Origin of the sequence: Aliidiomarina celeris (genome assembly GCF_003316875.1) — a bacterium.
Lineage (GTDB): Bacteria > Pseudomonadota > Gammaproteobacteria > Enterobacterales > Alteromonadaceae > Aliidiomarina > Aliidiomarina celeris.
Window position 1 is genome coordinate 201,208 of the sequence record NZ_QMIL01000004.1, and the last position, 20,403, is coordinate 221,610.

Genomic DNA, 20,403 nt, shown 5'->3' on the forward strand with positions numbered 1-20,403 from the left:
AGTTACAGGTCATCATCGCTATTCAGTAATGATTGAAAAAACGTTTTTCCAGGTACGGTTGTTTCGCTGTGATACTCGATATCAGACTGCTTTGCTCGTTCTTGCAGTAACTCCAGCTTAAGTTGTTCTATACGTTGGTAATCAGAGGCTGATAGTAGAACCGCAACGGTTTTACCGTCTTCACGAATATGAACCGGTGCTTTTTGAGCTTCAGTGAGCATAATACTCAGCTCTGAGTTTGAGTTGTGAGTTAAAAGCATACTTATTCCTTTACCTTTTGAATACGTGAGCCACGAAAGTCCATTATAGTTCGTTCTGTGGTCTACAACATCGTTTTGCTGAAAATTGGCGTATAACGTACAGACTTTTTAAGTGACAATAGTCGTTATGCGTTTACACAAAGAATTTTTCCGAAATGGACCGAATTACCGCGACGGGCAAGACGTTTCCTTTCGCGACATAGTAAACCGCTTTCATTTTTACCATGTGAAGGTTGGCCGTTGGGTGACTGCAGACGAAGAGCAGCGCAGTGCGAATTTGTTATACGACGCGCTCTGTGATTTGCAGCATATTCTCGATGTGCCGCCGATTGTGTTGTCTATGCAAGGTGCGGTGGCGTTGAGTTTTGGTGCAGGTGGGCGACCGGGCGCTTGTGCACATTATCAACCGGCGGGGCGCGTGCTGGCGCTCGCGAAAAACGCCGGCGGTGGCAGTTTGGCGCACGAGTGGTTTCATGCCTTCGACCACTATATTGGCCCGAAGCTTTTTGGTGATACCCTTTATGCTCGCGGTAAAAATGAAATGCTATTTGCCAGCCGAGCGTGGCTAAACGAGCACAGCTATGTTCCTCACCCCCTGAATACGATTTTGTATGGTGCGTTTAAGTTGCTGTTTTTAACACCCAGCGGAGAATCGCCGAATCGCTATGTGCGCCACTGTCAGGCGTTCGATAAAAAAAACGGGCACTTGTATTACGGCTTACCGGAGGAGCTTGCCGCCCGCGCTTTTGAAAACGGCATCCAGCGGCTGCAGCTGAAAAACCACTTCCTTGTGTCGGGTACGTTAAAAAGCGAGGCAGCCGCCGCCGGGCTTTACCCGAGCGCAGACCACAGCCATGCTATTACGCAAGCGTTCTTAACCTATTTCAGCCACCTCGGCACCGCCCTCGAAAACAGCTACGGGGTCTGACCCCAAAGTTGGGTCATCAGCCTCGTTCGCGCGGTATAGCCGCGCATACACGTCGTTTCGTAATACCAGTCGTTATGACCGAATGAGTCGAAATCTGCTTGCGCATTAGTTCATATGCGGAACAGTGCAGAAAGCAGGTGCTACGATGTAAGCTAGTGATCGCGTATAGTTGATTCGAACCCAAATTAAGGAGCGAATTTGTGAACGAGAACAAGGAGATCTTCACACCCGAAGAACAAAAAGAAGGTGCAACAAATAAGCAGGGCGCGCTGCGTATGCTTTATTTGATCCACGCTTTGCACGGCGGTGCGAAGAAAATTAAAGAGCTGGCCGAAATTCTAGAAGACCGAGGGCTAGATCGCGTTTCAGAACGAACGATCCAGCGTGACATGGCGGCACTGGAAAATCACTTTGGGGTGTTTAAGCACGAGGAAGGCGAGCTGAAAGGTAAGTGGGCGATTGATACCACAGACTTTGACACCTTGTTTGAAATTGAAGACGCGGTGGCGTTAGCTTTAATGGTGGCGCAAAAGCAGCTGCAACATACCGCTCCAGACACTATTTTGCGCCGGTTAAGTCGGCTTTTTAATAAAGCAGAGCGGCAACTCAATGCTCGAGACTCGAAGTCGACCCATTGGATGAAGCGGGTAAAAGTTGCGCCACTTTCTCATCAATTGCAAGCTCCTGAAGTTGACCACGATATATCCGAGCGGCTTTTGGCCTTTGCCATGAGCCAGTCGGCCATTCGTATAAGCTACTTTCGCTTTCCGGGTGATCCGGTAAAAGAGTATACGGTAACGGCTTTGAGTATTTTCTTTCGCAGTACCGTGCCGTATTTAATTTGTCGTGACCATGACTCAGGTAAAATTCGCCAGTTGCCGTTTTCACGAATTTTGGAAGCCACAGAAACCGTAACCGCAGAGCCTCAGGTAAAGAATTTCAATTTAGACGAGTATGAGCGCTCCGGCGCGCTTGGTTTCCGTTATGGCGACCCGTTTGAAATTGAGCTGGAAATTTTTGTGTCGGTGATGCGTGAAGTGCAAGACGCACCTGTGGGTGAAAATCAGAATATTGAGGTGATTGACGGTCGACCCAACATGTATCGGCTTAAGGCCACGGTGCCTTACAACTTGAACTTTATTCAGTGGCTCATGGCCCGCGCGCCTTATTTAAAAGTAATAGGCCCAAGCCACTTTAAGGAAAAATTTAATGAAGAGCTGCGCCGGGCATACGCCAATGCGTGCTCTGATCACCTCAAGGTTCCAGAAGAGCGAAACTTCAACTCCTGAGCTCCGTACGCGCGGCACTGCCGCGCTTGCACTTTACACCACTTCCTTGCACTGCACGCGGCTTCCCTGCAGTATAAGTAGCATTGAAAGCAAAGGAGTACGCGATGACTTATCTGCAAGACACATTGGCCCGTTTACAGCAAACCAGCCCGGCGCAAACAGAGTTTTATCAAGCGGTGGAAGAGGTTTTGGAGTCGCTTGAGCCGCTTTTAGAGAAAAAGCCCCACTACTTAAAGCATTCCATTATTGAGCGCATGGTGGAGCCGGAGCGGCAAATTATGTTTCGGGTGTGCTGGGTAGACGACAAGGGCGAAGTGCAGGTGAATAAAGGATATCGCGTGGAATTTAGCTCTACGCTTGGGCCTTACAAGGGCGGTTTGCGTTTTCACCCGAGCGTAAACGCCAGCATTATCAAATTTCTCGGCTTTGAACAGGTATTCAAAAACGCGTTAACAGGCTTGCTTCTGGGTGGCGGTAAGGGCGGCTCGAACTTTAACCCGAAGGGGAAATCCGACAGCGAAATTATGCGATTTTGCCAGGCTTTTATGAGTGAGCTTTACCGCCATATTGGCCCGACAACCGACGTTCCCGCCGGCGACATTGGCGTGGGTAGCCGAGAAGTGGGTTACTTGTTTGGTCAATATAAAAAAATCAAGAACAGCTACGACGGCGTGATTACTGGCAAGAGTGTAGCGAATGGCGGTTCGCTGCTGCGCAACGAGGCAACCGGCTATGGCTGCGCCTATTTTGCCAATTACATGCTGGAAGCGCAGAACAGCGGGCTTGAAGGCAAAACTTGCTTGGTGTCGGGCGCGGGGAATGTAGCTCTACACACCATAGACAAGCTCTATGAGTTGGGCGCCATTCCCGTGAGCTGTTCAGACTCCAGCGGCACCCTGTACCATGCCGACGGTATTGACGTTGACCAGATTCGTAAAATAAAAAGCGACGGTAATGCCAGCTTGAAAGATTATTTGAGCACCCACAGTAAAGCCAAATATGTGGCCCGCGACGACAACCCTAAAAACGGCAATGCGGTGTGGCATTACAAAGGCGACTTGGCATTTCCTTGTGCGACTCAAAATGAACTCACCGAGGTAGACGCGAGAGCCTTGGTGGAGGCCGGCTGTGTGGCTGTGGTGGAGGGCGCGAATATGCCGTGCACCCGCAAAGCGGTGAATACCATTGTGAAAGCCGAGCGCTTGTTTGCGCCGGGCAAGGCGGCGAATGCCGGTGGTGTGGCCACGAGTCAACTAGAAATGGCGCAGCACGCAGGTATGCAAAGCTGGAGTGAAGAAAAAGTAGACAGTAAGCTGCAAGATATTATGCACGGTATTTATACCCGTAGCCACCAAGCCGCCGAGGAGTTTGGCCAGCCGGGGAACTTGTTGTTAGGTGCTAATATTGCGGGTTTTCGCCGCGTGGCCGACGCCATGATCGAGCAGGGAGTGGTGTAAATGAGTGCACAAAAGCCAGATTTGCAGCCGGGCCTGTACCAGCATTACAAAGGCAACGACTATGAAGTGCTTGATCTAGTCCGCCATTCTGAAACCGAGGAGTGGTTGGTGCTCTACCGGCCGCTCTACGGCGACCGCGCCTTGTGGGTCCGCCCTTATGCCATGTTCACGGAAAGCGTCGAGGTGGTCGGTCAATCCATACCGCGGTTTCGTTTGAGCTCTGTAATTACCGAGCACACAAATACGAAATAAGCGAGTAAATCTCTCCTAGAATCAGCATCGGCCTGCACTAAACTTATATTTTCTTTTATTGGTTAGAGGGATAATACCATCCCAATGGTAACGCCTTGCGTTATTGTTGAGGTGCGTTACTATAAGAATGATCAAGTCATATCGATGTAAGGATACTGAGCGGTTGTCTCGTGGCGAGCGAGTTGGTTTAGTATTCGAGTGAATAAGCAGTTTCGTTTATGTTTTAAATGGGAGCTCGACGCGGCCTATGACGTGGAGCTGGTAGATTATCATTAGAGGTCAGTATGAGAACGGTAGATGCGGTCACGCCCGGTGAATTATTGTTTGAGGAGTTCCTTAAGCCAATGGAAATTACAAATTATCGATTGGCAAAAGAAATTGGTGTGCCGGCTCAGCGCATCGGTCAAATTATTGCCGGCCGACGTTCGATTACGGCGGACACCGACTTGCGGCTTTGTCGATTTTTCGGGCTGTCTAACGGCTATTGGTTAAGAGCTCAAGCTGCCTATGATCTTGATGTTGCGGCAGACAAAATAGCTGATCAGCTCGACAACATTCGGCCTTGGACGGAGTTGAGGAACAGCTAGCCCTTACACACCTGTTCGCGGCCGTTGGGATCTGTGGCGCGCTCTTTAAAGCGTTCCGCTTCGCCGCTTTGAAACACCTTGTGGTTGTTGTCGATAATGAGTTGCGCAGACTCGGCATCAACGACTTTCCTGATGGGAATGCCGTCAAACTCGCCTTCGGGTACGTTGAAGCGCTCGGCAAGCCGGCGGTTGCCGTAACGTAGGTCGTTTTGCTCTTGCAGCTTGCGTTCCATGTGTTTACGTTCGGTAATGTCGGTGGAAATGCCGTACATGCCAATAATTTCCCCTAATTCATTACGAAGGGGTTTTTTTACCGACCAAAAAATGCGAATTTCGTTAAGTTCGCGCACAAAGTTGCGCTCTTTACATTCGCGGGTTTCGCCGTGTTCAATTACCTGAATGTCGTTTTGGCGGAGCTGGCAGGACACTTCCAAATCAAAAAAGGCGTGGTCCTTTTGGCTCTCGTAAAAACTCTGGGAGCGATCTTTAGCGTATAGGGCAAAAAAATTAATTGCAGGCGACACGGTTTGCCGCCAATGGCTGTTATGCTTCTTATCAGGCTTAGAATTCGAAAAAACATTCGCATAAGGAACACGCATGTCGAACGCGCTCGTACCCGGACTCATTGCAGCTCATAGCCACCGATTAGAAGATCTAACTGCGGTGGCGGTACAGTTTATGGGCAATTACCCGTTGGCGCCGTTAGAGGAAGAAACGGTGTTGGTGCAAAGCAACGGTATTGCTCAGTGGCTGAAAATTGAGTTGGCCAAAGCCAGTGGCATTGCCGCCATGTTAAACGTAACTTTGCCGGCCCGCTTTGTGTGGAAGGCGTACCGTACGGTTTTGGGCAACGACATTCCGAAAACCTCGCCGTTCGACAAAGATCGGCTGAGCTGGCGTATTATGCGAGTATTACCGGAGCTGATTGAGCAATATCAAGGCTCGGAGCAGGGCGAATTTAAAGCTTTACACAATTATCTTTCTCCAGCGCTGTCGGGTAACGAGGAGGCGCAGCTAAGCCTGGCCTTTGACGAGCGCAAGCTGTTTCAGCTCAGTGCACGCATTGCCGATTTATTCGACCAGTACCAAAACTACCGCGCTGATTGGCTCGACCACTGGACCCAAGGCCGGCATTGGCTCGACTCGGAGGCTGCGCCTGTTACCGCGGACAACAAATGGCAGCCTATTCTTTGGCAAGCCTTGGTGAACGACATTGGTGCCGACTTGTATTGGACGAACCGTGCGGAATTGCACCGCCGTTTTGTGGCTACAGCAAAACAGCTCACCACGCCCCCGCAAGGTTTGCCCAAGCGTTTGGTGGTTTTTGGTATTTCTTCGCTGCCGCAACAAACCTTGGAAGTGCTCGACGCCTTAAAAGGCTGCATGCAAATTGTGCTCTGTGTGCACAACCCGTGTATGCATTACTGGGCGAATATTGTCGACGGCAAAGAAGCGCTGAAAGAAGCCTTGAAACATGCCACTCAGCAACGCTTAGGCACAAAAGCAGGTATGAGCGAAGAAACCCACGACGACGAGTTGCACTTGCATGCTCACCCTTTGCTCGCCAGCTGGGGTAAGCAGGGGCGCGATTATATTCACCTGCTCGACCTCTACGACGAAACCCTGGAAAAACAAGCGGCATTCGATGCCATGAAATTCGAGATTTTCGATGAGGCCCCGGCAGCAAACATGCTGCAACAGCTGCAAAGCGACGTGTTGAATTTACGCCCAGTACATGAAACGCGGCAAGCTTGGCCTGCTCAGCCTCGCCCCGACGGTTCAATTCAGTTTCACATTTGCCACAGCATTCAGCGCGAAGTAGAAGTGTTGCACGACCAGTTGCTCGCTGCTTTTGAGCGTGACCCTGCATTAGAGCCTCGCTCCATTATGGTGATGGTGCCCGACGTAAATGCTTACGCGCCACATATCGACGCGGTGTTCGGCCGCTTCGACTACAACGACAGTCGCCGCATTCCTTACACCATTGCCGACCAAGGGCAGCGTCGTCAGCAGCCGCTTATGGTGGCGCTGGAGTTGCTACTGAGCCTTGAACAGTTGCGTGTAAACCAAGCCGACGTGCTCTCGTTACTTGGCGTGCCGGCCATTCAGGAGCGTTTTAACTTGAGCGCACAAGAGCTGGTGCAAGTGCAGCAATGGTTCGACGCGGCGGGTGCGCGTTGGGGGCTGGAAGGCGAACATCGCGCGCAGTTTGGCATGCCGGAAAATGAAAAAACCAACAGCTGGTGGTTTGCTTTAGAGCGTATGGTTTTGGGTTACGCTATGGGGCGGCCTAACAGCGACGAACAACAGCGCTGGCAGCACATTGAGCCCTACCACGAGGTGGGTGGCCTTTCGGCCGACGCTGCCGGCAAGCTGGGTGTGTTTATTGAGGTGCTTAGTGAGTGGCGGCAGTTTGTTTGTGGTGAGCACTCACTAACCGACTGGGTTGCGGGTGCAGAGGCGTTGTTAGAGCGTGTGTTTGCCCCAGTAAACGACGACGATTTGGTGTTATTAAGTAAGCTTCGCGAGCAGCTTACCGAGTTACTGGCGGTTGCCAACGAAGGTGGCTTTACCGCGCCTTTGGCTATTTCGACATTCCGAGAAAGCTGGTTGGCGCGGGTCGATCAGCCGAATTTGAACCAACGCTTTTTGGCCGGTTCGGTGAATTTCGCCACATTGATGCCCATGCGCGCTATTCCGTTTCAACATATTTATGTGTTGGGCATGGACGACGAGGCGTACCCGCGGCGGCAGTCTTCGATCGACTTCGACTTAATGCGCACGAGTTATCGGCCGGGCGACCGTTCGCGGCGCGACGACGACCGCTATTTATTTTTAGAGGCGTTGCTCTCGGCGCGTACCCAATTTTACGTGAGCTGGGTGGGCCGTAGCGCGCAAGATAACAGTGAGTGGCCGCCTTCGGTGTTGGTGTCGCAACTGCGCGAGCATTTGGTGAAAGGCTGGTGCCCTAGCCATGTGGAACCTAAGCAGTTCCTTGCTGCGCTCACTACGGAACATAAATTACAGGCGTTTCACCCAAGCTACATGACCGCTAATACCGGGTTGTTTACTTATGCTGCGGAGTGGCAGGCAGCGCGCAGTTTTTCCTCGGCGGCGGAAGATTCGGCAGCGCTAAAACCGTGGCAAGCGGAGCAAGGGCAGCGTTTGCAGCTTAACCTTCGAAACTTAATGAACTTTATGCGTCAACCGGCGCAGCCATTCTTCAATGAGCGTTTGAATACCTACTTGAGCAGCGAGGAAGCTGAAACCCACGACAGCGAAACCTTTGTGCTCGACAGCCTGCAACAGTGGCAGCTTAGCAGTGACTTGTTGGCCAGAGGCGTGCAGTTTATGCGCGAACAGCTGCACGCGGGCAGTTTTGTGGAGTTAGCCGATATTGAGCCGCTGCAACCGGCGTTTTCACCCATCTTTGCTAGGCTTCAGCGCGAAGGCGCTCTGGGTGCTGCGGTTATTAGCGAGTCGATAAAGGCGCAAGCCTTGGAGCGCGTGGCCGAACCCTTGGTGGAAATGTCGAAAGCCTTGGTAGGCTGGCGGCCCATTACCGACACTTATTTAGCGTACGAGAGTATGCCGGTAAACGGCTTAACCCTAGTGGTTGAAGAGCGGGCTACTCAGTTGTTTCAGAATGAGCACGGCGAAGTGTTGCAGGTGTATGTAACGGCCAGCGAGCGTAAATCAAAGCATGAATTTCTGCCTTACCTGAAACACTTGTTGTTGAGCGCGGTGCGCGACAAGAAACCCGAGTTGGGTGCGGTAACCACCTATGCCTGCTTTAGGAAAGGCAATGGGGGCTCTGAAGCCGTAAGCTTGCCGCCAATTAATGCAAGTGCTGCGCGCTTTGTGTTGAACGAATTGCTTGCACTCTATGTACAGTCGTTGTCGGCGCCTGCTGGCGTAGTGGGCGAACTGGCACTCGATTGGCTCGATGCTTATTTAAGGAGCCGCTCAGGAAGTGTGCCGCGTAAAGACGGTAGCCAAAAGACCGAGCCCGCACCCGAGCATGAAGCGCGACATGCGGCAACTGCAGAAGTTCTGAAAACAAGGGCGGACAAAGAGCCGAATGGCCAAGCGGAGTGGCCTTATGCGGCCCGTATTGAGCGCTCCGTTGAAGCCATGCTGGAGTCGGCAGACTTTGCAACCTACATTGAAAAACTATACGCCCCGCTACGGCGGCTTGCGCATGGGCAGGAATTTAGCACGGGCATGCCTGAGCCACTTTATGCCCAGAGCGACAGCGAGCAACATAGCACTCAGCAACAAGGAGGTGCGGTATGAATGCGCCCGTATTAACCAGCCCACTCAACTTTCCTTTAAACGGCAGTCGGCTTATTGAAGCCAGCGCGGGAACCGGGAAAACCTATACCATTGCAGCGCTGTACGTGCGCTTGGTGCTTAAACACGGTGCTGATGGCTTTTGTTTTGAGCGCGAATTACTACCGAAAGACATTTTGGTAATGACCTTTACCCGTGCGGCCACTGCAGAGCTGGGCGACCGCATTCGCGCGCGCTTAAGCGAAGCGGCCAGTTACTTTCGTTCTGGTGCCGACAGCTCGGGCGACGAATTTCTCGACCAGCTGAAGAACGATTATGTAAAAAATGGAAGTGATGAAGCCGAACTGACTCGGTTGGCGCGGCGGTTAGAGCTTGCTGCGGAGTCGATGGACGAGTCGGCGGTGTACACCATTAACGGTTGGTGCCAAAAAATGCTGACCGAGCATGCGTTTGCGAGTGGTAGTTTGTTCGACCAAGAGGTGCAAACCGACGAAGACGAGCTGAAGTTAGCGGCGGCGGAAGACTATTTTCGGCGTTTTGTGTACAGCCTTGAGCCCGACACGGCGCGCAGCGTAATTGCGGAGTTTAAGTCGCCCGACGCCTTGGTGAAAAAAGTAGGGCGTGCTGCCGAGGGAACGATAGCGAGTACGCAAAGCTTTGTGTCGCTTCCGGAGGCGCGCGAGCAGGCATTGGCGCACGTCGGTGAAAGTATTGAGCGGTTGAAAGAGAAATACCGAGCCGCAACAGACGTGCTCGACATGCTGCTGGCACTGCCCGACAGTAACAACAAAGGGCGCAAGTACGCAGCGCAAAGTGTAATGGACTGGCTGAGCAGTAACAGCGTAGCCATGGCAGAAAAAGTTGATGCGAAGTACCTTACCGTAGAGGATTTGACGAAAAGATTTAAAGCCAATTTGCCAGCCAGCGCTCAGGTATTTGCTGACTTTGGCGCGGATTACGAAGCGTTGAAAACCTTTGCGAAAAAAGTAGAAATGAGTGTGCTACAACACGCCAGTGGTTATATTCATGCACGCTTTCAAGAGCTGAAACAGCAAGCTGCGGTGATGGGCTTCGACGACATGCTGACACGACTACGCGACGCTTTGCGTGGGCCCAACGGCAAGCAGCTTGCGGCCACCATTCGCGAGCAGTTCCCCATTGCATTGGTCGACGAATTCCAAGACACAGACCCCGTGCAATACGAGATTTTCGATACTGTGTATCGGGTGGAAGAAAACCTCCCGACCACCGGTATTTTTCTTATCGGCGACCCTAAACAAGCCATTTATAGTTTCCGCAATGCCGACATTTTTACCTATTTAAAAGCCCGTAAAGCCACAGAAGGGCGGCATTACAATTTGGCAACCAACTTCCGCTCCAGCGAAAAAATGGTTGCAGCCATTAATGCGCTGTTTCGTAATGCGGAAAATAGTACCGAGCGTGGCGCCTTTTTGTACAAGCAGGAAATTCCTTTTGTAGAGGTGCGAGCGAACGGTCAAAAGCGCATATTTAGAGGGTTAACCGGAACCGAAGAGGCGGCATTGCATTGGCATGTGGGCGCGGAGCCGGCGGAGAATAAAGATCACTACCAACGGGCGTCTGCACATTACCACGCCAACCTCATTGCCGAATTGCTCAATAGCAACACCGCCGGCTTTTATCTGGGCGAAGAGCGCAGCCCTGTTGTTTCTAAAGACATTGCAGTTTTGGTGGCGAATGCCGGTGAGGCGCGGTTAATTCGTACTGAGCTGGCAAAACGCGGGATTCGCAGCGTATACCTTTCGGAGAGTGACTCGGTGTATTCACAACCCGTGGCCGCAGACTTGTTGGCCTTGGTACAAGCCTGTGCGCAACCGCGCGATCCGAGCCGCATTCGCACAGCCTTGGCGGTGCCTTTGCTGTGTGAGCCGTTGAGCAAACTTATTGAATATCAGGAAAACGAACTGGAATGGGAAGCGGCAGTAGACCGCTTTATTGGCTATCACGAGCTGTGGGAAAAGTTCGGCGTACTGGCTGCGCTTCAGCGTTTGCTGCACGACTACCGGGTACCGGCTCGGCTATTGGCCGACGCGCTGGAAGGTGAACGGCAATTAGCCGACACCCTGCATATTTGTGAGTTGCTGCAGCAAGAAAGTATGAAGCTTGAGGGCATGGCGAGCTTGGAAGATTACTTTGCAGTGCAAGTGCAGGAGTATTCAGCGTCGGGCGGCTTTGCGGGCAACAGTTCACGGACGAATAGCGAAGCGTTGCAACTGCGGCTAGAAAGTGACGAAGATCTGGTGAAAGTGATTACTTACCATAAGTCGAAGGGCTTGCAGTATCCGCTGGTTTTTATGCCTTTTCCGGCTTACACCACAGAAAAGCACCATCGCTATAAAGACCATAAATTTCCGCTGGGTTACCACGTAGTAAGCGCGCAGGGTGAGCGCGAGAAACGTGTTGCATGGAGCCCGAAAGACAACGAGGCGATGCGCTGGATTCAAGAGGAAGCTCTGGCCGAGGACTTACGCAAAATGTATGTGGCACTGACCCGTGCGGAGTTCGCCACTTTTGTGACCTTGCAGGCGTTGGGTGACCCTGCGCATAACCCACTATTTTATTTTCTGTATGGCGACAACCCCGCAGATAAAAAGCAAGCTGATGTGCTAGAAAAAGCGCGTGCAGTCTGGCAAGCGGAAGACAGCGATCACACCAAGGTGTCGCTCATTCGCGCCGACGCGTTAGTGCCGTTGAGCATGCAAGTAACAACGAGTACAGAACTGAGGGCGCTAACTTTTACTGGCAATTTTAAACGCAGCTCGTGGTGGGTCAGTAGTTACAGTGCGCTGAGTTATGGAAGTGAGATTCGCACTCCCGATACCCCGCAAGAAATGAACACGCTGGAAGGCGCTCGCGAGGGTGTGAATGAGAGCGTAGGAGAGGACTCGGGTGGCAGCTTTCATGAGCAGTTCAACGAGCACTCCACCAATCACTCCGCCAAGCACTCCGTCGGAAACGAAGCGGTATCGCCCGTAGCCGAAACGCATGCTGAGCGTGAAATCAGAACCGACCATGGCCGTATTCATGCTCTTCCTAAGGGCGCGGGCCCTGGTACCTTCCTGCATAATATATTGGAAGACGCAGCGGAAATAGGCTTTGCGGAAGTGGCGACGACACAAAATGCGCGCGACGACATACTCGACAAGCGTTGCAGCAGCCCGTTTTGGCAGGAGCACCGCGACACCTTAAATAGCTGGTTAACACACTATTTGCAGGTTCGTTTTTCGTTGGCTGAAACGTCGTTCTCGCTAGCCGATTTAACCACCTTTAAAGCCGAGCCAGAGTTCTGGTTTGAAACGCGGCAGGTTAGCACCACCCGTATCGACGACCTGATTGCCCGCTATATTCAGCCTGAGTATGAGCGCCCTAAGCTCGACGCCAGCACGCTTAACGGTATGCTAAAAGGCTTTATCGACTTGGTGTTCGAGTATGAAGGCAAGTATTACGTGGCCGATTACAAGTCGAACTGGTTAGGCACGCACGACGAAGACTACAGCTTGGAAAATATGCGCAAGAAAATACTCGCGAGCCGCTACGACTTACAATATGTAATTTACACCCTTGCCCTGCACAAGCTGCTGAAAGCTCGGCTAGGCAACGCTTATAACTACGACACCCATGTGGGCGGTGCCGTTTATTTGTTTTTGCGCGGCCACCATGCCGACACCGCCGGGGCTTTTTTCGACCGACCGCCGCGTGCGTTAATTGAAGCCTTAGAGCGCGAGTTTTTAGCACAAGGAGAAGGCCATGAGTAGTGCATTGTTTAGTGCCAATACGCTTGTTCGTCAGCTACACGAGATGGGCGTTAGCCGAGCCATCGACTCCCATTTCGCTACCTTGCTCATGCGTACGGGGTGCGCGGAAATCCTTGCGTTATTAGGCGCGTTGGTGTCGCACCAAGTGGGGCGTGGGCATACCTGTTTGTCGCTAACTCAGTTACTGGATAACCCACAAAGCAGTTTAGGTTTGGAACCAGAACATGCAGATTTAGCTGCGCAAATTGCGCAAGCGCTCGCGAGTAAGCAGCACGTTGTTGCGGCGCTCGAGCAAAGTGCTGCGGTAATGGTGTTAGGGCATGGCGATGAAACGGCCGATACATTGCAGCCCTTGGTGTGGGACCCCAAACGGGAATTGCTCTACTTACGCCGCTATTGGCAGCATGAACAGCGTATTCGAAACTGGTTAGTTGCGCGCACCGAGCAAGCTCAAACGACCGTTGCACCAGAGACGTTACGCGAAGTGATTACGCGATTATTTGACGAGAGTGACGCGGAAATAGCATGGCAGCGGGTTGCCTGTGCTAATGCCGCAAAGCAAAACTTTAGTGTCATTACAGGTGGCCCTGGCACAGGTAAAACCTATACCGTGGTGCGTGTGCTTGCCACCTTGCTCGCTTTCGACCAAGGCTTACGTATTGCCTTAGCCGCACCTACAGGGAAAGCGGCGGCGCGCATGGACGAGTCGGTTAATAACGCGTTGGCGGAACAGCATGCCGACTTGGAACGAGTAAAGCAGAACCTGCAGCGTAAGGCGTCTACTTTACACCGCTTGCTCGGCTCTCAGCGTAATAGCCGCTACTTTCGTCATAACCAAAACATGCCCTTGCCTTATGACGTGGTAGTGGTTGACGAGGCGTCGATGATTGACACGGAAATGTTCGACGCGCTGCTCGACGCGACAGGGCCAAATACGAAACTTATATTGCTCGGGGACAAAGATCAGCTGGCACCCGTTGAAGCGGGCTCTATTCTGGCGACTCTCTGCCGAAATGCAGACCAACGCCATTATTCTGCTGCGCACGCGCGTTGGTTGGCCGAGGCTAGTGGTGAACCCTTGCCCGAAGGGGCTGGTGCTGTAGGTTTGGCGGACCATATTGTCATGCTCGAAGGGTCGCAGCGTTTTAAGGGCGGGATTGCGGACATTGCTCATGCTGTGAATGCCTGCAACGTAGAAGCAGCGAATGCAGCGCTGCAAAAGGTGAAGCATATCGTTCCGCCCATGCGTGGGGCCGATGTTGCGTCCATTCATAGCGACGCAGTTGCGCGTGAGTTTTGGCGTGGTTTAGCGCGGGGCTTCGAGCCGTATGTGGCGCTTTGTAATGCGGGGCCGGTGGCGAGTGACGACTTAACCGAGGACGCAGTAAATGCTTGGGCTGCGCAAGTGTTGGCGGGCTATGCAGACTACCAGCTTCTAACGGCATTGCGTTCAGGGCCGTGGGGTCAGCAGCAAGTGAACCAAACTATGGAGCTGATTTTCCGCGCGGGAACGGGTGTTTGGTATCATGGCCGGCCCGTTATGGTGAGTAGTAACGACTACAGTTTGAACTTGAACAACGGCGATATTGGCATTGTGTTGAAACACCCTATAGACCAGAAACTGCGCGTAGCCTTTGCAGCACCGGTGTCGGCACTAAACCCTCATGGCGTACGCTGGGTGCTACCGAGCCGATTAACCTCGGTGGAAACCGTTTACGCCATGACCGTGCATAAATCGCAAGGCTCGGAATTTCGCCATGCGGTGCTGATTTTGCCGGATCGGCCAACGCCTGTGCTTACCAAAGAGCTTATTTACACCGGCGTAACCCGCGCCAAAGAAGAACTAAGCCTGGTAATCCCGAACCTAAAGGTGTGGCAACAAGGCATAACCACGCGCATAGAACGGCTGGGCGGTCTCGCTCCCTAACTCTAGGTTGAATTCAACATCGGATCTCCTTTCACACGCCCGCGGGCCGGTGGTTGGGGTTTGTTTTGCGCATCGCCGTAGGCACGGCACTGCCGCGCGTTAATCAAGGTTTGAATTCAACATGGTGGAATGTACGGCGGTGCCGTACCTACGGAGAATGCTGCGTCTTTTCTGAATTGCTCAACATTATTTCGCGGATTGCAATACCATTTTTTGCCCGCTTGGCTTTGCCTTTAAGCTCGGCGGCGATGGTTGCAACTTGTTGATGAGAGTGTGCAGTGTGCGGGGCGATTTTTACAATAGCCACGCTGTAGTCGAGCAGCGGAAAGCGCTGAAAACGGCCGTCGCGGGCGCGTGCGAAAATGGCATGCTCCGCTAAGTGTTCGGCACGATAAAAGTTTACAATGTCGCGTTGGAATTGATTCTTGAGTGTGTCGAGTAAAGACTCGAAATGTTCTTGATCGTGAATAACCACAATAAAGTCGTCGCCACCAACATGGCCTACAAAGTGCTCATTCGGGCTGAATACTTCATAAAGTAGTTGTGCAAACCATTGAATAATTCGGTCACCTTGGTTGTAACCATAAACGTCGTTGTAAGGCTTGAAATTATTAAGGTCGAAATACAGCACACTAAAGGGCGCTTCCGCCAAAATGGCGTTATCGATCGCTTGATTAATGGGCACGTTGCCAGGCAAAAGAGTAAGCGGATTCGCGTATCGTGCGTTCTGAATTCGCATTTCGGTGATGCGTCGTAACAGGCTTGGCACGGGAATAATACCCACATAACGATCGCGCTTGGTGATCAATAAAATAAGTTGCTCGACATAAGCTCCATAAACTGTCCGCGGCGAATAATACCTTGTATAGCACTGCTGTTTACCACGGGTATGGCGATAAGGCGTTTATTCTGTTGAAAATAATCCAGCACGTCGGACACTTTACGGCTTGAATCAACCACAGTTGTTTCTTCAATTAAGCTGTCGAGAGCGTCGTAGCCTATGCACAGCCCCTTTTAACGCGGTTAAGTTTTCTGTCGCGTGTTGCTCCGAAAGTTCGAGTACCCAACTAGACGACGCTGTTTGGAACAGTTGAATGAGGCTTTCATAACCAATAATTGCCGACCGATAGGTGTCTACGATCGGTTGGTAAACTGAGTGCAGAGATTGTGTCTGAATGAGCGATTGCAATACCATGCGCTACAACAACGAGAGCTTTGAATATTGCAACCATAAGCTACGCAGGTGACAAAAATATGAAATTGGAAGGTACGGCCATGCCGTACCTAAGCTTTCTTTTCGTATACCAAGATGTCGCCGGGTTGGCAGTTTAAGGTTTCACATATCGCTTCTAGGGTGCTGAAACGTATGGCCTTTACTTTGCCATTTTTGAGCAGAGAGAGGTTGGTCATGGAAACTCCAACGCGCTCCGACAACTCGGTGAGTGACATTTTGTTTTTCGCAAGTTCAATATCGAGGTTAATTCGTATACTCATGGCGTTTCGCTATACGACCTCCACGTCTTGGTCGTTGCGCAGGAATTGCACGGCGAGCACAACTAGAAGTACAGGGAAAAGCAGGGTATTGATGACACCTAGAATGACGGTGAACTGAAGAACTGCAGCTGTTAGTAACCCTACGGCAAATATTTTTAGTAGCATGGAAAGGCTGGCTAAGCGAATTAATAAGCTAATAGCGAGAATAAACGCCAGTACGCTGTATACAAACAGGCAAACCATGCTGAACAGTAAAGCGAGTTCTCCCACTGCCTCAGGATCACGCACAAGATTGAAAGCAATACTTACATCGACCAGCACAGCTGCATGAAATAGCACCACAACAGCAGCCATGAGCAATAATAAAGTAGCCGAAACACCGCCATTGATGTGGTTTCGGCAAAGCTGACTTAGCTTTACATAAATATAAACTTCGAGTGCGCCAATGAGCACGAATAGAGCGTCCCATGCGTTCAGGGTTGCCATGTCGGCCAACAAACCGGCCTCTAAAGACTGTGTGCTGTACAGATGAATAACGTAAAACCAGTAAATGGGAAAAAGCACGGCGAGCACCAGTGCCGCAATACCCGCGTTTCGGTAGGGATTTTGATTCATAACAAGGCTCCGTGTATAAATTTTGTTTATAGTGTGCCTAGGTTAAGGTGTGTGATTTCACCTAGGTCGATTTATTTGAACAGGAATAGCGTAGCGCTCGATTTGTTGTTTTGCAAATATTATTTTACGTTTTTCATAAAATAATATTTGATTAGCATTAATTCAGGAGCGTTTAAGGGAGCGCATGCAACAACATAATTTTGATGTAATAGTGGTCGGTGGCGGCGGTGCAGGGCTGCGTGCAGCGATTGCGGCAGCAGAAGAAGGTAGCAAGCAAGGTCAGGCTTCACTGCGTATTGGGCTATTGTCGAAAGTGTATCCGATGCGTTCGCACACGGTTGCAGCCGAGGGTGGGGCGGCGGCGGTTACGCGTGCTGATGACCGGCTTGAGGACCACTTCCACGACACGGTGGCAGGCGGTGATTGGCTCGCTGAGCAAGGCGTGGTGGACTACTTTGTGCGCCATGCGCACCAAGAATTGGTGCAAATGGAGCACTGGGGCTGCCCGTGGTCGCGCAAGGCGAACGGCGACGTGCAGGTGCGCCGGTTTGGCGGAATGAAAATTGAGCGCACTTGGTTTGCCGCCGACAAAACCGGTTTTCACATGTTGCATACGCTGTTTCAAACCTCGCTGAAATACCCGCAAATTAAACGCTTCGACGAATATTTTGTGCTCGACTTATGGGTGGAAGAACACAAGGTTTGCGGTGTGATAGCGCTTGAAATTAGTACCGGCAAGCTGCACGTATTGCACGCGCCTGCGGTAATTATGGCCACGGGCGGGGCGGGTCGGCTGTTTCGCTTTAATACCAACGGCGGCATTGTAACCGGCGACGGTATGGCCATGGCCTATCGGCGTGGTGTGGCCTTGCGCGACATGGAGTTTGTGCAATATCACCCTACTGGCTTACCCGGCAGCGGCATTCTCATTACCGAAGCAAGCCGCGGCGAAGGTGGCGTGTTGGTAAATAAAGACGGCTATCGCTATTTGCAAGATTACGGCCTAGGGCCGGAAACACCTTTAGGCGCGCCGCAAAATAAATACATGGAACTGGGCCCGCGCGACAAGTTGTCGCAGGCGTTTTGGCATGAACAGCAAAAAGGCCGCACCGGCAGTTTTCAAGGCTCGAGCGTGGTGTACTTAGACCTTCGCCACTTGGGTAAAGCCTATTTGCATGAACGCTTGCCGTTCATTTGTGAACTTGCGCAGTCGTATGTGAACGTTGATCCGGTGCGGGAGCTTATTCCAATACGGCCTGCGGTGCATTACACCATGGGCGGCATTGAAACCGATGCACAGTGCGAAACGTCTATTGCCGGTCTTTATGCTGCAGGCGAATGTGCCTCTGTTGGCTTGCATGGAGCGAATCGGCTGGGCTCAAATTCCTTAACCGAATTGCTGGTTTTTGGTCGGCTAGCGGGTGAAAACGCAGCGCAGCGGGCGCTGAACAAAAAGGAGAGCAATGGTGCAGAAGTACAGGCTGAGGCGTTATTAGCTGAATGGCAGACGAAATTAGCGACGCTCACCGACACCGCAAAACCGGAAAGGTCGTGGGTGCCACTGAAGCGTGCGTTGGTACAAACCATGGAAGAGGGCTGCGGAATTTATCGAACCCACGACGGTATGACTCAGGCGCTTGCAAATATTCGCAGTTTGCGCGCCGAGGCTCAGGGTTTGCGTGTGGCCGACACGTCTGGTGCCTATAACACAGACCTGCTGCATGGGTTGGAGCTGTTGTTTGGCCTTGATGTAGCCGAGGCAACCTGCTTAGCTGCGCTAGAGCGAAAAGAGTCGAGAGGCGCGCACCAGCGGCTAGACGAGGACTGCACGGAACGCAACGACACAGCATTTTTACAACACAGCCAAGTGCATTACCAAGGCAATGGACCAGCTCGCATAGCCTGGCAAGCGGTCGACACCCATTTGTTAGCCCCAGCTGTTCGCGCTTATGGCGCAGAAGGGCAGCAAGGAGAAAAACCATGAGTGAACAGCGTTTTGTTCAGGTTGAGGTGGTGCGCTACCTGCCCGAAAATAAAACACCCGAGAAAGACGAGCCCTTTAGCCAGTTTTTTGAAGTGCCGTATACCGAAAGCACGTCGATACTTGACGCGCTGCAGTACATTAAAGAAGAGCTCGACTCGAGTTTGAGTTTTCGCTGGAGCTGCCGTATGGCGATTTGTGGGTCATGTGGTTTTATGGTGAATGGTACGCCAAAGCTGGGCTGCAAAGATTTTTTACGGAATTACCCGAATGGTGTGCGTATTGCGCCGTTGGCGCACTTTACTGTTGAGCGCGATTTAATGGTGAACATGGAGGAGTTTCTCGTTCATTTAGAAGCGGTGCAGCCTTTTTTGGTCGAAGAACAGCAAGCAAAAGCGCAAGGGGTGCAAAAATATACCGAAACTTACCAGCAAACACCCGCCCAGTTGGCTAAGTACAAGCAGTTCTCAAATTGCATTAATTGCGGTTTATGTTACGCCGCTTGTCCTCAATTTGGCCTTAATCCGGAGTTCATAGGGCCCGGCGCTTTGGCGTTAGCGCACCGGTACAACTTAGACAGCCGGGATCATGGTAAAGCACAACGGATGAAGGTATTAAACGGCCATAATGGCGTTTGGAGCTGCACTTTTGTTGGCTTTTGCTCAGACGTGTGTCCGAAAAAAGTTGATCCCGCAGCAGCGGTTAACCAAGGCAAAGTGGAGTCGGCCAAAAGCATGTTGATTCAAATGTTTAAGGGGAATTCGTAATGGCTTATAAAGCGCCTATGAAGCGCTCATGGTGGTTGCAACATGCCGCTTTTCGGCGCTACATGCTGCGAGAAGCTACGGTATTGCCTTTAGTTTTTGCCCTTTGCTGTTTGTTAGCGGGGCTCTGGAGTTTGCAAACGAGTGCGCAGTTTCATGCTTGGCAGCAGTTTATGGCGCAGCCCTGGGTAGTGGCCTTTAATCTGCTCGCACTTGTTGGTGCGTTGTACCACGCGCTTACCTTTTTTCAGCTATTTCCCCGGGTTATGCCGATTCGGCTTGGTGAAAAACAAGTGCCGGCAGCGTTGATGGTGGTGGCGCAGTGGTTGGGCGTAGTCGCCGTATTGCTCGCCATGTTGTGGTTGGCAACCAGCGGTGTACTGGGAGCTTGGCAATGAGTCGTTTTAAGGGGCTTCATTTAGAGCCACTCTGGTGGGGCTTATTTAGTGCCGGTGGGGTGTGCTTTGCGGTGTTTTTACCGGCGGTATTGTTGGTTTTTGCTGTGCTAGCACCGCTTGGTGTGATCCACTTGAATATGAACGCATTGGCCACTGCAGCCGGTTCAATTTGGGGTTTGCTGTTTGTGGGCGCGGTCATTTGCTTGCCGGCCTTCCACGCGGCTCACCGCATCCGCCATGGTTTGCATGACCTAAAACTGGGCGGTGGATTGTGGAGTGTGGTGTTGTGTTACGGTGCTGCGGCTTTAATAAGCGCCAGTGCCTTGTGGGGCTGGCTGGCGCTCACGTCGTGGTTTTAACTCAA

At 51.8% G+C, this 20,403-nt stretch carries 20 protein-coding genes; 13 read left to right on the forward strand and 7 right to left on the reverse strand.

Features of this window, described 5'->3' with window-relative positions; translation table 11 throughout:
• Positions 1 to 2 precede the first annotated feature (2 nt).
• Positions 3 to 260 (reverse strand): type II toxin-antitoxin system Phd/YefM family antitoxin, encoded by a 258-nt coding sequence (locus DQW12_RS09770; RefSeq protein ID WP_113907674.1) that lies wholly within the window; start codon positions 258 to 260, stop codon positions 3 to 5.
• Positions 261 to 387: 127 nt separating this feature from the next.
• Here DQW12_RS09770 and DQW12_RS09775 point away from each other — a divergent pair, with 127 nt between their 5' ends.
• The 6 genes from DQW12_RS09775 to DQW12_RS09800 all read left to right on the forward strand — a co-directional run bounded on the left by DQW12_RS09775 (position 388) and on the right by DQW12_RS09800 (position 4,773).
• On the forward strand, positions 388 to 1,188 hold the full coding sequence (locus DQW12_RS09775; protein WP_113907675.1) for a CLCA_X family protein: 801 nt from the start codon (positions 388 to 390) through the stop codon (positions 1,186 to 1,188).
• A gap of 200 nt (positions 1,189 to 1,388) precedes the next feature.
• Positions 1,389 to 2,477 (forward strand): helix-turn-helix transcriptional regulator, encoded by a 1,089-nt coding sequence (locus tag DQW12_RS09780; protein WP_113907676.1) that lies wholly within the window; start codon positions 1,389 to 1,391, stop codon positions 2,475 to 2,477.
• 104 nt (positions 2,478 to 2,581) lie between these two features.
• Entirely contained in the window at positions 2,582 to 3,934 is a 1,353-nt protein-coding gene (gdhA, locus tag DQW12_RS09785; RefSeq protein WP_113907677.1) for an NADP-specific glutamate dehydrogenase, read from the forward strand.
• Positions 3,935 to 4,186, forward strand: coding sequence for a DUF1653 domain-containing protein (locus tag DQW12_RS09790; RefSeq protein ID WP_113907678.1), 252 nt, complete (start codon positions 3,935 to 3,937; stop codon positions 4,184 to 4,186).
• 192 nt (positions 4,187 to 4,378) lie between these two features.
• Positions 4,379 to 4,462 (forward strand): hypothetical protein, encoded by an 84-nt coding sequence (locus DQW12_RS13780; protein ID WP_370444362.1) that lies wholly within the window; start codon positions 4,379 to 4,381, stop codon positions 4,460 to 4,462.
• 8 nt (positions 4,463 to 4,470) lie between these two features.
• Positions 4,471 to 4,773 (forward strand): HigA family addiction module antitoxin, encoded by a 303-nt coding sequence (locus DQW12_RS09800; RefSeq protein WP_113907679.1) that lies wholly within the window; start codon positions 4,471 to 4,473, stop codon positions 4,771 to 4,773.
• Here DQW12_RS09800 and DQW12_RS09805 read toward each other — a convergent pair.
• The gene (locus DQW12_RS09805; RefSeq protein ID WP_157957896.1) at positions 4,770 to 5,399 is read right to left on the reverse strand and encodes a hypothetical protein; all 630 of its coding nucleotides are present in this window, start codon (positions 5,397 to 5,399) and stop codon (positions 4,770 to 4,772) included. The genes DQW12_RS09800 and DQW12_RS09805 overlap by 4 nt on opposite strands.
• Between DQW12_RS09805 and recC the strand changes: the two genes are divergently transcribed.
• The 3 genes from recC to recD are packed head-to-tail and all read left to right on the forward strand — an operon-like array spanning position 5,371 to position 14,787.
• Entirely contained in the window at positions 5,371 to 9,069 is a 3,699-nt protein-coding gene (gene recC / locus DQW12_RS09810; protein ID WP_113907681.1) for an exodeoxyribonuclease V subunit gamma, read from the forward strand. The two genes, DQW12_RS09805 and recC, sit on opposite strands and share 29 nt — an antisense overlap.
• Positions 9,066 to 12,860: an exodeoxyribonuclease V subunit beta gene (gene recB / locus DQW12_RS09815; protein WP_113907682.1), complete on the forward strand. Its 3,795-nt coding sequence runs from the start codon at positions 9,066 to 9,068 to the stop codon at positions 12,858 to 12,860. Before recC ends, recB begins: the two co-directional genes overlap by 4 nt.
• A complete protein-coding gene (gene recD / locus DQW12_RS09820; RefSeq protein ID WP_113907683.1) occupies positions 12,853 to 14,787 on the forward strand; it encodes an exodeoxyribonuclease V subunit alpha in 1,935 nt (644 codons plus the stop codon). Before recB ends, recD begins: the two co-directional genes overlap by 8 nt.
• Before the next feature lie 148 nt (positions 14,788 to 14,935).
• Here the strand turns inward: recD and DQW12_RS09825 are convergent, their stop codons facing one another.
• The 5 genes from DQW12_RS09825 to DQW12_RS09835 form a co-directional block, all read right to left on the reverse strand.
• Complete coding sequence (locus tag DQW12_RS09825) at positions 14,936 to 15,595, reverse strand: GGDEF domain-containing protein (RefSeq protein ID WP_113907684.1); 660 nt, start codon at positions 15,593 to 15,595, stop codon at positions 14,936 to 14,938.
• Complete coding sequence (locus DQW12_RS13465) at positions 15,592 to 15,747, reverse strand: CBS domain-containing protein (RefSeq protein WP_157957897.1); 156 nt, start codon at positions 15,745 to 15,747, stop codon at positions 15,592 to 15,594. The genes DQW12_RS09825 and DQW12_RS13465 overlap by 4 nt, the downstream gene beginning before the upstream one ends.
• A gap of 10 nt (positions 15,748 to 15,757) precedes the next feature.
• Positions 15,758 to 15,982 carry a hypothetical protein gene (locus tag DQW12_RS13470; RefSeq protein WP_157957898.1) on the reverse strand — a complete coding sequence of 75 codons (225 nt, stop codon included), beginning with the start codon at positions 15,980 to 15,982 and terminating at the stop codon, positions 15,758 to 15,760.
• A gap of 89 nt (positions 15,983 to 16,071) precedes the next feature.
• Entirely contained in the window at positions 16,072 to 16,281 is a 210-nt protein-coding gene (locus DQW12_RS09830; RefSeq protein ID WP_113907685.1) for a helix-turn-helix domain-containing protein, read from the reverse strand.
• Between the two features lie 9 nt (positions 16,282 to 16,290).
• A complete protein-coding gene (locus DQW12_RS09835; RefSeq protein WP_113907686.1) occupies positions 16,291 to 16,896 on the reverse strand; it encodes a hypothetical protein in 606 nt (201 codons plus the stop codon).
• Between the two features lie 184 nt (positions 16,897 to 17,080).
• On the opposite strand from DQW12_RS09835, the gene frdA reads away from it, so the two are divergent.
• The 4 genes from frdA to frdD are packed head-to-tail and all read left to right on the forward strand — an operon-like array spanning position 17,081 to position 20,398.
• Entirely contained in the window at positions 17,081 to 18,880 is a 1,800-nt protein-coding gene (gene frdA / locus DQW12_RS09840; RefSeq protein ID WP_113907687.1) for a fumarate reductase (quinol) flavoprotein subunit, read from the forward strand.
• Positions 18,877 to 19,644 (forward strand): succinate dehydrogenase/fumarate reductase iron-sulfur subunit, encoded by a 768-nt coding sequence (locus DQW12_RS09845; protein WP_113907688.1) that lies wholly within the window; start codon positions 18,877 to 18,879, stop codon positions 19,642 to 19,644. The genes frdA and DQW12_RS09845 overlap by 4 nt, the downstream gene beginning before the upstream one ends.
• Complete coding sequence (locus DQW12_RS09850; protein ID WP_113907689.1) at positions 19,644 to 20,039, forward strand: succinate dehydrogenase/fumarate reductase transmembrane subunit; 396 nt, start codon at positions 19,644 to 19,646, stop codon at positions 20,037 to 20,039. Before DQW12_RS09845 ends, DQW12_RS09850 begins: the two co-directional genes overlap by 1 nt.
• A complete protein-coding gene (gene frdD, locus DQW12_RS09855) occupies positions 20,036 to 20,398 on the forward strand; it encodes a fumarate reductase subunit FrdD (protein WP_113907690.1) in 363 nt (120 codons plus the stop codon). The genes DQW12_RS09850 and frdD overlap by 4 nt, the downstream gene beginning before the upstream one ends.
• Positions 20,399 to 20,403 lie beyond the last annotated feature (5 nt).

Bases quoted from the DNA above. Each gene is read 5' to 3' on its own strand.
- recD (WP_113907683.1), top strand. From the start codon at position 12,853: ATGAGTAGTGCATTGTTTAGTGCCAATACGCTTGTTCGTCAGCTACAC.
- DQW12_RS09850 (WP_113907689.1), top strand. From the start codon at position 19,644: ATGGCTTATAAAGCGCCTATGAAGCGCTCATGGTGGTTGCAACATGCC.
- DQW12_RS09770 (WP_113907674.1), bottom strand. From the start codon at position 260: ATGCTTTTAACTCACAACTCAAACTCAGAGCTGAGTATTATGCTCACT.
- frdD (WP_113907690.1), top strand. From the start codon at position 20,036: ATGAGTCGTTTTAAGGGGCTTCATTTAGAGCCACTCTGGTGGGGCTTA.
- DQW12_RS09835 (WP_113907686.1), bottom strand. From the start codon at position 16,896: ATGAATCAAAATCCCTACCGAAACGCGGGTATTGCGGCACTGGTGCTC.
- DQW12_RS09805 (WP_157957896.1), bottom strand. From the start codon at position 5,399: ATGAGTCCGGGTACGAGCGCGTTCGACATGCGTGTTCCTTATGCGAAT.
- DQW12_RS09800 (WP_113907679.1), top strand. From the start codon at position 4,471: ATGAGAACGGTAGATGCGGTCACGCCCGGTGAATTATTGTTTGAGGAG.
- gdhA (WP_113907677.1), top strand. From the start codon at position 2,582: ATGACTTATCTGCAAGACACATTGGCCCGTTTACAGCAAACCAGCCCG.
- frdA (WP_113907687.1), top strand. From the start codon at position 17,081: ATGCAACAACATAATTTTGATGTAATAGTGGTCGGTGGCGGCGGTGCA.
- DQW12_RS09775 (WP_113907675.1), top strand. From the start codon at position 388: ATGCGTTTACACAAAGAATTTTTCCGAAATGGACCGAATTACCGCGAC.
- DQW12_RS09845 (WP_113907688.1), top strand. From the start codon at position 18,877: ATGAGTGAACAGCGTTTTGTTCAGGTTGAGGTGGTGCGCTACCTGCCC.
- DQW12_RS13470 (WP_157957898.1), bottom strand. From the start codon at position 15,982: ATGGTATTGCAATCGCTCATTCAGACACAATCTCTGCACTCAGTTTAC.
- recB (WP_113907682.1), top strand. From the start codon at position 9,066: ATGAATGCGCCCGTATTAACCAGCCCACTCAACTTTCCTTTAAACGGC.
- DQW12_RS09790 (WP_113907678.1), top strand. From the start codon at position 3,935: ATGAGTGCACAAAAGCCAGATTTGCAGCCGGGCCTGTACCAGCATTAC.
- DQW12_RS09830 (WP_113907685.1), bottom strand. From the start codon at position 16,281: ATGAGTATACGAATTAACCTCGATATTGAACTTGCGAAAAACAAAATG.
- recC (WP_113907681.1), top strand. From the start codon at position 5,371: ATGTCGAACGCGCTCGTACCCGGACTCATTGCAGCTCATAGCCACCGA.